This is a genomic window from Crocinitomicaceae bacterium (assembly GCA_016708105.1).
In the GTDB taxonomy this organism is placed as follows: Bacteria; Bacteroidota; Bacteroidia; order Flavobacteriales_D; family Crocinitomicaceae; genus JADJGJ01.
Genome location: JADJGJ010000001.1, coordinates 633,482 through 647,931, shown reverse-complemented (window position 1 = coordinate 647,931; position 14,450 = coordinate 633,482). Strand labels below are relative to the sequence as shown.

The following is a 14,450-nucleotide window of genomic DNA, read 5'->3' as shown; positions in this document are numbered from 1 at the left end:
TTATCACGTTTTAATAATCCGGCGGAAGTGTCCGTTTCCATCTGCAAATCTTATTGAGTAGACATAAACTCCTTTTGGCAAATTGCTGACATCCACATCAAATTGGTTTTGCCCTTGTTCAAAATTACCACTATAAATTGTTTGAACTACACGGCCATTTATATCTAAAAGACGAATTTCACCGTTAATAGGTTGATCCAGTTCTAATATCAAGGTCTGAGTTTGAGACGATGGATTCGGAAAAACATTGATTGAAATACCTTGACTCACCTCTTCGTTATTTAAGAAAACAGTTGTGTCAGATTTCAAAATTGAATAGGTAAGATCGAAATCTGCTAACGTATCAATCGGCCACCATCCAAGAGGGTTCCCAAGCGTATCACTGACAAAATAAATGTATCCACGCATATAGCCGTATGAGTTATCAACTGAATCAAGAATTATTCGTTCACGTGGCATAACAACATTGTTAACGTCATAAATCATAAACACATTTGAAGAGCTTGGTCTCGGCCAAGCCGCAATAATCTCCTCATTAAAATTAACAATGTGACCTGAAATTGAGGTAATTTCGTAAGTATCCACAACATAGTCAGTATTTGGCAAAAACCAATCGCCTGCTACATTTTGGTATCTTTCAGATAGTGTTACAGTATCATTAGAAGAATATAAAGCAAAAGTCGTTGAGTTAGGAAAGGCATCTGTTCCAAAATGATCGAGTGAATATTTGTCTTTATCAACTTGCATCATGGCCGCTCCGGCCTGTACAAGACCGTAACCTGTCAGTGTATCCGGTCCAGGATTGGTTATTGTATCGCAGTCCAATGCTGTCATTTGTAGTATGTATTCTACATCTTCTGGAGCAAGATTATTATAGTCTGCTGTTTCTGAATTCAGATAACTTAATAATAAACCTGCAATACCAGTAGCGAAAGGTGTTGCAGCAGAAGTAGCGACAAAAGTGTTGTATCCATTATAATCCTGTGTTGTCCAGTTATGTGAAGCCGCCGAAAATCCAGACACATCAATTTCTGGGCCTCTTGAGGTCTTGAACCCGCCTTCTGGGGAAACATTATCATCATGATAATTGCCGTCCGTTCCTACACCACCGACACAAATAATCCAGTCATCATCCAATGTACCAGGGTAATTGTAATGATACGTGCCTGCATCTTGCATATATCCAGAATTTCCTCTTGAAGCTGTTACCACCACACCATTTCGATTTGCAAAATGATAGCACTCCCTGAGTAGAACAATATTTGTATCAAGAAACCAAGGATTAACAGGACTGATATATGGCTGGTTTCCGACAGCCCAACTATTATTCATTATGTGAATGCCGTAGTTGTTGTCGCTACCCGGCACATAAACGACAGAGTTGTATACAGCATTCGCACTGTGACTGAGGATAACTACGGTATCAGAATGTCCGCAAATATCCATTGCGAGCAACGCACAACCAGAGCTGTCGAGATTAGCTCCGTTCAAATAACTACCTCCGGCTATTCCGGCTATTCCTATTTCATTGTTGCGAATTGCACCTATTGTGCCGCAAACTGACGTACTATGATGTTTTATAAAATTTGTTGGAGATGCGTAAATACTTACAGTCGGAATAGCACAGTAGTCCCAACCATTTACTTTGGTTGTTGATTCATCATCACCTCCAAAATCTTCATGTTCCCAATAAACTGGCCCGTCCATTACACCTATCTTAATGTATCGTTTTCCTGTTTCGTATTCCCATGCTGTCTCAGCATCAATATGAAAATCTGGGAACGTTGGAGTTGGATCTGTGTGAAGTCCTATTTGCTCCTCTGCATACATAGTATCATTTGGAACATCATTCAGTCGACCAATCAAGTTGTAAGTTGAATATTCAATATCGGGATACATTGAAACAATTGCATTCGATGCGGCTGTAACATCAATTCCATCTGGGAACTCGAAAACGAATGTAGACCAAAATTGGGGAATTGAAATCGTATCACCTAATCTTGTGATACTTATAGTATCAGTAGTCCTCATATCTGTAAAGATTCGATACACAGTGATTGGACAATGATCATTATCACAAACTATCTCCAATTCACGCTCTAAATTAGTTACGAAACCTGAATCAAAAATTTCTCCTAAACTCCAGTAGTATTTTTCAAGATCATTAATTTGATTCTCGTCGATAAATTCACTATCAACATTTACAATCAAATCTCTTTGCACAAATAATGGAGTGCCGGAAATAGAATCAAGCTCAAGTGTATTATCCTTTTCTTTGAGAACGAATTTGAGAGTTGTCATAGTTTGACCCGATATCGTCTCGGTGAAGCCCGTGATATATACTGAATCAGCATCAACAACAATGTCGAAACCATCATCATTCAGAGAATCAGCTTCATAATCACGGCTAACTTTTTTGTTACCATCTGTGTCGTATTTTACAAACGCAAAGGCTGTTGAACCACCATTCAAAACCGAACCCGTGAGGTAAACTTCTCCATCTGAATCAACAGCTAATTTTCTAAATTGAACTCCATCTTCTGTAACTGTGTTACCGTAAAATTGTGTCCAGAGTGTGTCACCATCATCCTGATATTTGATGGTAATTCCTTGATATTTGTTTACACTGACCTCAGTATAACCAGTAATGTACACGTTACTGTTGCCGTCTATTCCAATATCACTTGCAACGTCATCACCATTTTCTTCATAATCAGTAATCCATTTTAAAGTAAGGTTTGAGTCTAATTTAATAGTTTGAATGTTCTTATTCCCAGAAACTTCTGCATAACCTGTAATGTAAATATTATTCAAAGAATCTGTAATCATGGCATTTGCAGCTACCATAGTTGCACCAGGAATGTTGGTTCTTGATGGTGTTCCAGAACTCCCTGAAAATTTACTGTATTTTATTGTAGCAATATCCCAATCATTGCTTGCAGAAGCTGATCCTCCTGATACTATGACATCAGTAAGATTTGTTGAAATCGTTGTTGCCCCATCATGTAACCCGTTGTAGTTATAATATTTAGCCCAATTCAACACATTTAAGTTACTCACCTTTATTGTACCGTAATCAGAAAAACCATTGGTTGCTTCACTGCCTCCAGTCACATAAATAGCTGATGATCCATCAACTTTCATTGCGGATGGAATGTCATCTCCATTTCCAACTCCATTCCAATTTCTAACCCAAACTTGTGTTCCGTTCAATTGGCTGTATTTAATCAGGCAATAATCATATCCAGAACTAGAATTTTGTGCTGCACCAATTACATACAAATATCCATCACTTGATGTTTGCAATTCAATACCATAGTCCATTGAACCAGTTGCCGATCCGTTATAGGTCTTAGACCACAAAGTGTCGCCGTTTGAATCCAACTTGATGGTATATATGTCTGTGTTTCCACTGCTATTAATAATATTCCCTGTCACATAAACTTTACCAGAAACAACAATTGTTGAAGTGTGATAAATACCTGTTCCAACAGCAGGCGTCTCTCTAACCCATTCTCTGTTTGCATAAATGGTTTGGGAATTTAAATTTGGAGAACAAAAAAGCATGACCCCAAAACCAAGAATCAGTTGGCTAATTTTTTTCATAAGTAATTTTAGGTTAAATGAAACTGAATAAAATTCAACTCGAGCGAACTTAATTCATTTTACTTTTAAGAAGTATGAGTGAAATCACAGTCAACATGAAGTATTCTTAATCCTCGTTTTCATAAACCGTTTAAATTCACCATCATTTTTTTTTGTGCATCCGAAATTTATTTACAATATTTTATTTCAGAATTTTCATCGTGTCGGATAACCGACATTTCACCCTTGTTTTCATGTCGGATATCCGACAATTATTTCAAAAAAAGATGTCGGTTTTCCGACGTGCCAAAGTAGTTTTTTACGCTATGATGTTTTCAAATCAATCAAAGAAAAAATCAATGATGTAATCACACATATCTGTGACTTGATTGCGAATAATAATTCCGCACCGTTAAGTTTTTTTAAGGGTTACTTTTTGTAACAAGTGTAATTTATATTCGTTATGAAACGTCATACCAAAACATGAAAAAGAATTTTTAGAAAGATACAATTACTAACTACTCAAAACGATGATGATATGGAATTCGAGAATAATGATTTGGACATTAAGCCATACACACACAAGCAACTGGCTGCCATGTATGGTACAACAGGACGCACTCTTAACACATGGATGGATGCGTTCCGTGAAGAACTAGGAGAACGCTATGGTCATTACTATACCATCAAACAAGTGAAAATTATTTTAAACTATAGAAATATTTAGGCAGTTCATTTTGCAACTCATAAAAACCAAACTAGCGCTGAATAACAATTTACTCATCATAAACCCAAAAGGCATGTTTACTTTGACATTCATCATTGAATATTTGCGATTCAATCAGTTGGCCATTTTCATTATAAAAATTAAGCCGCTTTTCTCTTACATAGCTTTGCTCCATTAATTGTACAATTTCAATAACCTTCCCTTGTACATTATACTTCATGAACAACTCCATTCCAATCGTACCATCTTCAAAATAAGTTGTAGTTTTAATATTGTACCCATTCTCATCATAGTCATGCACTCGATACAAATCTAAAACAAGGCTATTGTTTATGCGCTTATACTGAGTCTCTTTTACCAATTCATTTTTTGTTCCGTAATCAAAACGGATGTATGAATCATATTCGGAACTATCAACATTTGAACCCTTGATAATGTGAGTTCTATTTCCAGCCTCATCATACCTAAAATAAGTCCCATACCATGAATTGAAGATGTCTAAATATTGACTTTCTTCAACTAGTTGATTTTTATTGTTGTACTTGAAAACTATCGTATCCTTTATATCATAGTATTTATCGTAAATGTTTTTACTCAAACAAAGTCCCAATTCATTGTATTTTAATTCAGAGTATTCATACATGACTCCGTCGTATAAAACGGCATGACCTTCAAAATTGTCATTTTCATTGTAATAATAAATCGTGTTTCTGACAGCGTCACCTTCATTATTTCTCTGTTCAAGTTCCATCAATTTTCCAGTTTCAGAATAGGAAAAATGCAGTGTTGTGCACAGTATTAAAGAATCAGACATTGCAAAACCATGTTGAGTTGGTTGTGCAGTACTTAAGAAAATTAAAAGAGAAGACAAAACCATTTTCTAAAGATAAGATTTCCTTCTATCTGAAGATTATTCAATGAAAATAAATTACTTCATCTGTGGGGATATTTTTTAACAACAAAACCAAAAATAATACCGTTTAGAGGTTCTAAACGGTATTATGAGGCATTGTACCCGTTTTAGGTCAAATATCGAACTTAAATCTAGTAGAGGATATTCAATATTTATTGAAGAGTTGATGTGGTCTCGCTTATTTTGAAGGTGAGATAAGCGATAATAGATTATTTGTTGTAGTTTTTCATGAAGAATTCTCTTTTCATTTAATACGAGCACTCTTCTGTTAGATTTTATTTAACACAAACCTAATACCATTAACTGTGAACCAAGCCTGTTCTATTTCCTTTTCCCCATTTTCGATAAATTCAAATACTTTATCTTGTCCGTCGGCATAAAAGAATTTTGTATCGGATTCAGGTATTAATTCCAAATCCGGATAGCCTTCAATTCTTCTAAAAAACTTGTTGTTCATAATCATTAGTTCAATTTCCCATTTTTCATCATAAATATTTCCAACCCATTTTCCAGTATATTTTTTAAGTTTATTTGGATCAATTTCATAGGGAATGTGTTTATATGGAATAACTACGTCTTTACCAAACACAAGAGCAGACAAGGGTTCAGCTATCTTATCAGGATTCTCTTCATTATTCTGTAACACGATTACAATTATATTCTCATCAACAAACCTGTAAATTGTCGAATGGAAGCCGGAAGTTCCTCCTCTGGAGAATACTCGTTTATGAGTCATAAATGTGTCAACCCATACACCATAACCCAAATGATACCATAATGGGTCTATACTTTGAGGCATTGTATTGGATGGGTCAGCTTTTTTTTTCTCATTGGCAATGGAAAACCCATAAGGATAGTACATTTTATTTTTTGATGCTTCACTCAAAATGTCATTTCCCCTTAATGCTATATCCCAATGATAAATATCTTCTACAGTGGAATACATTGAGCCAACAGCAAACATCAAATCCCATGTATAATTCTGGTCAAAAGCATTTGAATATTCATTGGATGAAATTTTATATCCTTTAGCTCTATTTAATAAAATAGTATCATAGCAATCTATACCTGTATTGTGCATATCCGCAATTTTTAAAATATGTTTATTTAAATAGTTTTCAAAACTCTCCCCTGAAACTTTTTCAATAATCATTCCCAACAAAAAGTAGTTCGAATTACTATAATTTAAATCAGTACCGGGTAAAAAATTAAAGAGCTTGTTTTTTAAGAGGGAAACCATAGAATCTTTGGAAATCACAGCAGGTTTAAGATCAAATTCTTTAAATTGAAAATAATCTTGAATCCCGGAAGAGTGAGTAAGAAGCATATGAATCGTTACAGTATTGCCATATTCAAAACCGGAAAAATATTTACCGAGAGTATCGTTCAGACTTAATTTGCCTTGCTCTTCTAATTGAAGGATACAAGCAGCGGTAAATTGTTTTGTGTTTGAGGCAATACGAAATTTTGTTTCAGCCGTATTTGGAACATTCCATTCTCTGTCAGCAATACCATACCCTCCCTTAAAAAGGATACTATCGTTTTTCGCAATTAATATTGCCCCGCTAAAATTATTGATATTGGATTGCGCTTGCATATATTCATCCACCCGATTAGCGAAATTATTTTGATCCGTATCTTGGGATAAACAGCAATGATCTGCAATGATGCACAGGATAATTAGAATATTTTTCATGTTATTTTTGTTTACTTCCGGATTTCTGCTTCAACAAAATTGTCTATGTGTATTATGTCGCCAATTTCAGCACCCGGAAAGAAAATTATTAAATCGAGCCTGTTGTCAAAATGAACAAAGAACTCATTCCCTTTGTAACTTGACATATAGCCTGATTTCGTAATAAAACCTGACATCGCAACCGGAACCATTTCTTCACCATTCTTTTTTATTAACCGTATGTTTTTAAAGTCATTTTCCAATGAGAAGATGGTTCTTTTATCTACATTTAGAGTCAGCCAAACCGCTTTTACATTCGTATTCAATCCAACTTTGTTACAATTTAAATCGATAATTGTGCCTTTAAAATTTATAGAAACAGGAAGTTTTAATGAATCAGGAACGTTACAATAATCTGGAGTTTCCCAAAGTCTGCAGTTGGGTCTGATAGTTTTATCAAAGTTATTCCGTTTGGAAGTAACAGGCATACTTCCCATATTTAAAGGGATTGAATCGATCCCGCTATTTGTGATGAGGTTTGTGCTTCCATTAGTATCGATCGTATTGACAATCTTATCTTCTGATTGAATAAAAGGAGAATTATTGATGTTCACTTTCGTTTTGGAAGAATCGACCTTAACTCGGATTAACTCATGTTCCTTTATTATTTGATTACTTGCTATGAACGGAGTATCTTGCTTTTCATTTTTGTTTTTATTATTCTCTTCATCATTACGCAATTTGGATGTGTCTACAACCACTGTCGTAACAATGTTTTTATCTCCACTCAAATCTATATTTTCCTGATTTGTTTTAGTCGAGACATAATATATCAGGATTGCAATCAAGGAGGCACTGAAACTGAAATATAAAAGTTTTAAAGCCAAATTACTTTTTAACCAGTGTGCATTTTTTATTTTTATCCCAGCTTCAATCGTGCTCCACAAATGGGTAGGAGGTTCAATATTATTAAACTCTTCCCTGTGCGCATGAACAAATAATTTTAGTTTATCTTCCATCAGAAATAGTATTAAGTTTTATCAGGTCAATCAGTTTTTTCTTTGCTCGGTTATACTGCGATTTGGAAGTGCCTTCGCTGATGTTAAGAAATTCTGCAATTTCTCTATGACTATATTCTTCAAATAAGTAAAGAGAAAGCACGGTTCTATATCCGTCGGGTAACTTTAAAACGCAATCTCTTATTGTTTCGACATCATAGATCGCCTCATCATCTTCATCTGCGTTTTCATCATCAATTATTTCAGATGCCATGTAATGTTCATCTTCAAGAGAAATAAAATTTAGTTTTCGCTTTTTTAGGACGTCAAGTGAGCTATTAATTGTGATTCGTTTTAACCATACTCCGAATGAATGTTTTTCATCAAAACTTGCAATTTTCTGGAAAGCCTTTGTGAACGAATCTTGTAACACATCTTTTGCTTCTTCGTTATTATTTAGAATCCGAAGAGAGACATTAAACATTGCTTTCGAGTATAAACCATACAACTCCTTATAGGCTTTTTTTTCGCCCTTTTTACATCGGGTAACCACTAAATGGTTAGTATCAGTGTATTTGGTAGTGTCAGTCATTCTGTGTTTAGGTAAACTCTACCATAAATACGACAATAATTTCAAAGGTTGCATGAATTCAGATGAATTTCACATTTTCTGGCATTCTTCAGTGATAATTAATTTCCATTTAAAGGGAAATATCACGATTACCAATCAATTGGGAATTTTTAAACTTGGTGATTATGCAACCACACATAACACCAGGGCCAGATGGACCGTTAAAGTAACGAAGAAAATGTTCAACAATAATCTAAGGGTATTTTTAGAAGTGTCAGATATTATACCCCCAAGGGTTTTAACTATACAAACAGGCAGTAATTATGAAAGTGTGGCCACGGCTCAGAGCGTCTTTACTTCTTTCAAAATTGGAATTTTCTATAAATTTGGAAGGTTGAAACAAGATGCCCGTATACAGGAGTCTTCTTCTGGTCAGTCGGGGAGGATTTAAGTTTTAGTTATTGATTAAAGCTTTCTCCTGATATCAACGTGCGCTCGGATTTATGCATCTTCTTTGCAATTTCTTTGGTAGATATAAAAGGTGTTGAGGTCTTATTACAAAAAACAAAAGGCAAATTAAAAGGTTGGATTGCATATACGCTTTCTACAAATACTAGACAATTTGATGAAATAAATAATGGCGACCCTTTTTATTTTAAATATGACAGACGACATAATTTATCTGTCGTTGCAACCTACGATATCAATGAAAACATTTCCTTGTCGGCAACGTGGGTTTTTGGAACAGGAAATCCAATCACATTAGCGCAAGGTAAATATGATCTTGTAGTGGCTGGATTTAACTGGGCTAATTATTCTCAAAGTTTGATTGCGGATAATACTTTTCAAGCTCATATTTATAATGGAAAGAACGCGTATCGTTTACCTGCTTATCATCGTTTAGATTTTGGAATCACCCTAAAAAAAGAAAAACCAAGAGGACTGAGAAGTTGGCAGTTTGGAATTTATAATGTGTACAATAAGTTAAATCCATTCTTTTTATATTACAAATCGGTTGATTCGAATATTAAATTGTTTCAGTTGAGTTTGTTTCCGATTTTGCCAGCGGTGAGTTATACATTTAGGTTTAACTAGTCTATAACTCAACCTTAAACAGCAGCACGCAAAAATGCATTTCGGATTAAATAAGTATAAATCTCGGTAGTTTTAATACCTGTTTTACCTGCAAATAGCAATTCGGCTAAAGGTATAATTGATTGTAAATTCACATTGTCTTGATTCAAAGACTACAAAAAAATCCGTTCCGGTTTTCCCGAAACGGATTTGGTTACCTCTTGCTTTCGATGATTCAATAAATTCTATTTTCAGTCTGAAAAAAGTATCACGTTTTGTTGCCTGTCAGCATATCAAGACCGAAAACAATTCAAATCATGTTTAAAAAAAAGGTAAAAACAATTTTACTCTTTATCGTTAATAACTCGTTCAATTACTATAAATTCTTCACCGTTGGGTAAGTTCCATAAAACTTTGCTTCCCTCAGCATAACCATATAGGGCCGTGCCCATAGATGACATCACAGATAATTTTTTCTTTTGCAAATTGCTTTCTTGAGGGAGTACAATTTTTAATCCGTCTTTTCTTCCGAACGAAGTTTGAACAGAAACAATACTGTTTAGGCGAACAACTTCCGCTGGCATTTCATCGTTTGATTTTAATTCAGCAAGCTTTAGCTCTCGGTATAATTTTTGTCTTCCACGTTTTTCAATAATATCGGTAGCCGGATATTTTTCGATTAACCTTTTTATAATCGGTAATTCTTCCTTTGACACAATAAGCACTGACTCTTCCATGATTTTCATTTATATTTTTTTTAGTTCTTCCAGAATATGCGTTAAACTATCTTTGGCATCTCCGAATAATAATTTGCAATTACCTCTTTCAAACAATGTATTTGTTTCGCCGGAGTAACCACTTGACATTCCTCTTTTCATCACCACCACTTGTTTTGCCTTGTATGCTTTGATGATTGGCATTCCAAAAATTAAACTATTCTCGTCGTCTTCTGCTGCGGGATTCACAACGTCATTTGCACCAATAATAATAGCCAGATCAAATTGATCCATACTCTGATTTACTTCATCCATTTCCAAAATGTGGCGGTAATCAATGTTGGCCTCTGCAAGCAACACGTTCATGTGTCCCGGCATTCTGCCTGCAACCGGATGAATGATGTATTTCACTTGCACACCATTTGACTCCAGTTTTTTGTGTACTTCATAACACGCTTGTTGCGCTTGAGAAACAGCCATTCCAAAACCTGGAATAATAGCTACACGTTTTGAGAATGCAAGCATGGATGCAACTTCGACCGAGGTGATTGTTTTGATATCCGCTTGATGATCTGATTTACTTCCACCAATTGTATTGCCTGATTTTGTTTTTCCTGCTAATACATTCTTCAGCGATCGGTTCATTGCTTTACACATTTTAAATGTGAGGAGCATGCCTGTGGAACCTACAATGATGCCACCAATCAACATCACCGGGTTGTCAAAAATTATACCAGAGAATGCAGTAGCAACTCCTGTTATGGCATTTAAAAAAGAAATCATTACTGGCATATCAGCACCACCAATAGGCATGGTAAATGAAACACCATAAGCCAATGCAAGTACTGAAATCAGGATGACGAAAAAGGGCAAGCTCAGTGAGCCATTCGAATTTGAAAACTGATTCAATGTGAACAACAACATCACAACTAATAATATCTTTGAAACATAACGATAGAGTCCGCCATTTACATGACTGATTTTTCCGGAAAGTTTATACATAGCAACGATACTTCCGGAGAAAGAAACACCCCCTAACACAACACCTGAAATTAGAACGAGTGCAGAAATTATATTCGGTTCGTGATAATAGTTTAGTGCTTCATTGAAACCAATAATTACTGCACAGGCTCCACCAAATGCATTGAAAAGCGATACCAGTTGTGGCATAGCAGTCATTTCAACACGGTATGAAAAATAATATCCTATCAGTGTTCCCGCAGAAATAGTAGATATTAGTAAAATTAAATTAGTTGTTTTATAAGAATCCTGAATCAACAAAATGTCTGTCGCTACAATAGCAATAAACATGGCAAGCAAAGCAACAGCATTACCAATTTTTGCACGGATTGGATTCCCCATTAATTTTATTCCTAAAATCAAGCCGACAGATGCGAGTAAAAAAAAAATATTGATGAGTAACGTCATGATTAAATTTTATTTTTTTTTGGTTTTGAAAACATGCTTAGCATTCGATGCGTGATAAAAAATCCGCCGGCAATATTTACGGTTCCTAATAAAACGGCCAAGGCAGATAACCCTAAATTCCAGTAGTCATCTTCAGCTGCGTTAAGAAGATGAATGGTTGCGCCAATTACAATAATTCCACTGATGGCGTTTGCACCTGACATGAGTGGTGTGTGCAAAACCGCAGGTACATTTTTGATTACTTCAATTCCCAGCAGTAAGCTGAAAACAACAATGTATAAACCATCAATTTGGGTCAGTATGAGAGACTCTGTCATTAAATTAATATTGATTGATTAGTTGAACAAGTTTTTGATTGATCAGAAGTCCGTCTTCGATGACCTTTGTTTGATTTAATATTTCATCTTTCCCAGCAAGATTTGGATTGGCTAAAAAGTGACTGATGAAGGCAAAATAATTTCCGGAAATAAGTATGGATGCTGATTTGGAACAACGCGAAATGATGGAAGAAATTCCTACAAGAGTTACCTCATGTTGAACATGGATTTCATCCTTTTTTGTAAGTTCACAATTACCGCCTGTCTCAGCCGCAAGGTCCACAATTACAGATCCAGATTTCATTTGTTTTACTGAATATTCTTTCAATAATAAGGGTGCTTGTTTGCCCGGAATTTTTGCTGTTGTTATAATTGCATCAGCTTGAATTGCTTCATTGTGAATTACTTTTTCAATTTTGTCCAGATAATCTTGCGTTTGTTCAACAGCATAACCTCCTGAATTTTTATTTTCGGTAGCGCCATCAATTTCAATGAACTCTGCGCCCAAACTTTCCACTTCTGTTTTGGACGCACGTCTAACATCAAATGCTTTTACGACCGCACCCATTCGTTTTGCTGTTGCAATGGCCCGTAAACCGGCAACTCCACTTCCAAGAATTAAAAATCTAGCAGGACGTAATGTTCCGCCAGCGCTGGTAATCATTGGCAGACAAGACGGTAACATTTCAGCCGCAATGAGTACTGCTTGGTATCCTGAAATCGAAGCCACCGAAGACAAAATATCCATCGACTGTGCAAGTGTTGTCCGTGGCATCAAATCCAAACTATAGAGGTCTATTTTTTTTCCGGTAAGAGAGGCGAGAGGTTTAAAATCATAAAGCACATTTAAAAAAGTAATCATTGTTTTTTTGTCATCCACCTGTGATATTTCAGGCAACTCATCAAAACATAAAATGATATCTGAAACCATAAGGACTTCCTTGCTCGAATGCAATATCACGGCGCCGGCATCTTCATATTCTTCGTCTCTAAAACCAGCAGCTAAACCAGATCCTGACTCAATAAAAAAAAGCGCGTGGTGTTTTAGCAATGCAACATGTTTTGGAATCAGTACAACAATTTTGTTGTGTTGATTTTTGTTTATCAATCCTATTTTTTTCATCGTTATGGAAACACCCCACGTTGTTTATAAGTGCGCTCAATTCGTTCCAGTGCCACAACATACGCTCCTGTTCTCCAATCGGTTTTGTGTTTTTTTGCAGCAGCTACAGTTTCCTTAAACGCAGTGTCAATTTTTTCCTGAATCAATGGCAACACTTTTTCAATCTTCCATATTTCAGCGCGTCTGTTCTGCAGCCACTCATAGTAACTTCCAATTACTCCTCCTGAATTGCAAAGAATATCTGGAATGATATCGATGCCCTTGCTCAGTAAAATTTCTTCTGCTACTGTATCCGTTGGACCATTAGCTCCTTCAGCAATTAATAATGTTTTTATGCGGTATGCATTTGCTTCTGTAATTTGATTTCCCAACGCGGCCGGAATTATAATGTGACATGGAATTGCAAAAAACTCTGAGTCATGAAAAGAATCAGCCTTTTTATATCCTGCAATGTTTCCTTTATTGTTGGAACAGTGCTTTAATAAATCTTCCGGATCAATTCCTTTATCGTTGTAAATAGTTCCACTGGCATCTTGCACCGCAATTAATTCTGCTCCTAATTCTTTTAAGAAATGTGCAGCCCAGTAACCAACATTTCCAAATCCCTGAACAATGTATTTTTTGTTTTTCAGGTCAGTGTCTTTTGTGACAGCCCATGATTTTATTGTTGCAACAACCCCAAATCCGGTTGCACGATCTCTTCCTTCAAGCCCGCCTGAACCAACAGGTTTTCCGGTAACAACACTCATGCTTGTAAATCGGGTTGATGGTGGTCTTGTAGAAGCAAATGTATCTGCAATCCATGCCATTGTTTGTGCGTTGGTATTTACATCGGGTGCTGGAATATCAATATCAGGTCCGATATTTTCTCCAAGGGCAAACGTGAATCTTCGTGTGATTCTTTCCAATTCGGCTAATGAATATTTTGAAGGATCAATTTCGATTCCTCCTTTTCCTCCACCATATGGAAGTCCGGCCAAAGCTGTTTTCCAGGTCATCCATGTGGCCAATGCACGTGCAGCATCAATGTCAAGTGTTGGGTGATAGCGCAAGCCGCCTTTGTAAGGCCCCAATGCATTGTTATGTTGTACCCGAAAACCGGTGAACACTTCTGTTTTTCCATTGTCCATTTTTACCGGAAAATGCACAACAATTTCACTGTTGGTGGAGGAAAGAATTTTTCGAACTCCCTCATCCAATTTCATAACATTTGCAGCTTTGTTAAACTGCACCTGAACGTTCTCATACATTCCGGTTTTTTTTGTTTTTGTTTCCATTTTTTTTATTTTGATTATTGATAATGTTCACAGTTAAAGATGACCG

The 14,450-nt window shown here is 35.8% G+C and carries 12 protein-coding genes; 2 read left to right on the top strand and 10 right to left on the bottom strand.

Annotated features, from left to right (window positions below):
* Positions 1 to 3: 3 nt before the first annotated feature.
* The gene (locus IPH66_02685; GenBank protein ID MBK7128258.1) at positions 4 to 3,606 is read right to left on the bottom strand and encodes a S8 family serine peptidase; all 3,603 of its coding nucleotides are present in this window, start codon (positions 3,604 to 3,606) and stop codon (positions 4 to 6) included.
* Positions 3,607 to 4,123: 517 nt separating this feature from the next.
* Between IPH66_02685 and IPH66_02680 the strand changes: the two genes are divergently transcribed.
* Positions 4,124 to 4,312: a hypothetical protein gene (locus IPH66_02680; GenBank protein ID MBK7128257.1), complete on the top strand. Its 189-nt coding sequence runs from the start codon at positions 4,124 to 4,126 to the stop codon at positions 4,310 to 4,312.
* A 49-nt stretch (positions 4,313 to 4,361) separates the two neighbouring features.
* Here IPH66_02680 and IPH66_02675 read toward each other — a convergent pair whose 3' ends face one another.
* From IPH66_02675 to IPH66_02660, 4 genes are all read right to left on the bottom strand, one after another.
* Positions 4,362 to 5,126 carry a hypothetical protein gene (locus IPH66_02675; GenBank protein ID MBK7128256.1) on the bottom strand — a complete coding sequence of 255 codons (765 nt, stop codon included), beginning with the start codon at positions 5,124 to 5,126 and terminating at the stop codon, positions 4,362 to 4,364.
* A 367-nt stretch (positions 5,127 to 5,493) separates the two neighbouring features.
* Positions 5,494 to 6,921 carry a beta-lactamase family protein gene (locus IPH66_02670; protein MBK7128255.1) on the bottom strand — a complete coding sequence of 476 codons (1,428 nt, stop codon included), beginning with the start codon at positions 6,919 to 6,921 and terminating at the stop codon, positions 5,494 to 5,496.
* Between the two features lie 11 nt (positions 6,922 to 6,932).
* Positions 6,933 to 7,919 carry a hypothetical protein gene (locus IPH66_02665; GenBank protein MBK7128254.1) on the bottom strand — a complete coding sequence of 329 codons (987 nt, stop codon included), beginning with the start codon at positions 7,917 to 7,919 and terminating at the stop codon, positions 6,933 to 6,935.
* Positions 7,909 to 8,490, bottom strand: coding sequence for an RNA polymerase sigma factor (locus IPH66_02660; GenBank protein MBK7128253.1), 582 nt, complete (start codon positions 8,488 to 8,490; stop codon positions 7,909 to 7,911). Before IPH66_02660 ends, IPH66_02665 begins: the two co-directional genes overlap by 11 nt.
* 504 nt (positions 8,491 to 8,994) lie before the next feature.
* Here IPH66_02660 and IPH66_02655 point away from each other — a divergent pair.
* Positions 8,995 to 9,564: a hypothetical protein gene (locus tag IPH66_02655; protein ID MBK7128252.1), complete on the top strand. Its 570-nt coding sequence runs from the start codon at positions 8,995 to 8,997 to the stop codon at positions 9,562 to 9,564.
* 323 nt (positions 9,565 to 9,887) lie between these two features.
* Here the strand turns inward: IPH66_02655 and IPH66_02650 are convergent, their stop codons facing one another.
* Genes IPH66_02650 through IPH66_02630 form a run of 5 tightly spaced genes read right to left on the bottom strand, consistent with a single transcriptional unit; the run spans position 9,888 to position 14,404 of the window.
* The gene (locus IPH66_02650; GenBank protein MBK7128251.1) at positions 9,888 to 10,289 is read right to left on the bottom strand and encodes a GreA/GreB family elongation factor; all 402 of its coding nucleotides are present in this window, start codon (positions 10,287 to 10,289) and stop codon (positions 9,888 to 9,890) included.
* Positions 10,290 to 11,687 (bottom strand): NAD(P)(+) transhydrogenase (Re/Si-specific) subunit beta, encoded by a 1,398-nt coding sequence (locus IPH66_02645; GenBank protein MBK7128250.1) that lies wholly within the window; start codon positions 11,685 to 11,687, stop codon positions 10,290 to 10,292.
* Between the two features lie 2 nt (positions 11,688 to 11,689).
* Positions 11,690 to 12,004, bottom strand: a complete 315-nt coding sequence (locus IPH66_02640) for an NAD(P) transhydrogenase subunit alpha (GenBank protein MBK7128249.1) — start codon at positions 12,002 to 12,004, stop codon at positions 11,690 to 11,692.
* Between the two features lie 4 nt (positions 12,005 to 12,008).
* Positions 12,009 to 13,127, bottom strand: coding sequence for an NAD(P) transhydrogenase subunit alpha (locus tag IPH66_02635; protein ID MBK7128248.1), 1,119 nt, complete (start codon positions 13,125 to 13,127; stop codon positions 12,009 to 12,011).
* Positions 13,128 to 13,129: 2 nt separating this feature from the next.
* The gene (locus tag IPH66_02630) at positions 13,130 to 14,404 is read right to left on the bottom strand and encodes a Glu/Leu/Phe/Val dehydrogenase (protein ID MBK7128247.1); all 1,275 of its coding nucleotides are present in this window, start codon (positions 14,402 to 14,404) and stop codon (positions 13,130 to 13,132) included.
* Positions 14,405 to 14,450: the final 46 nt, after the last annotated feature.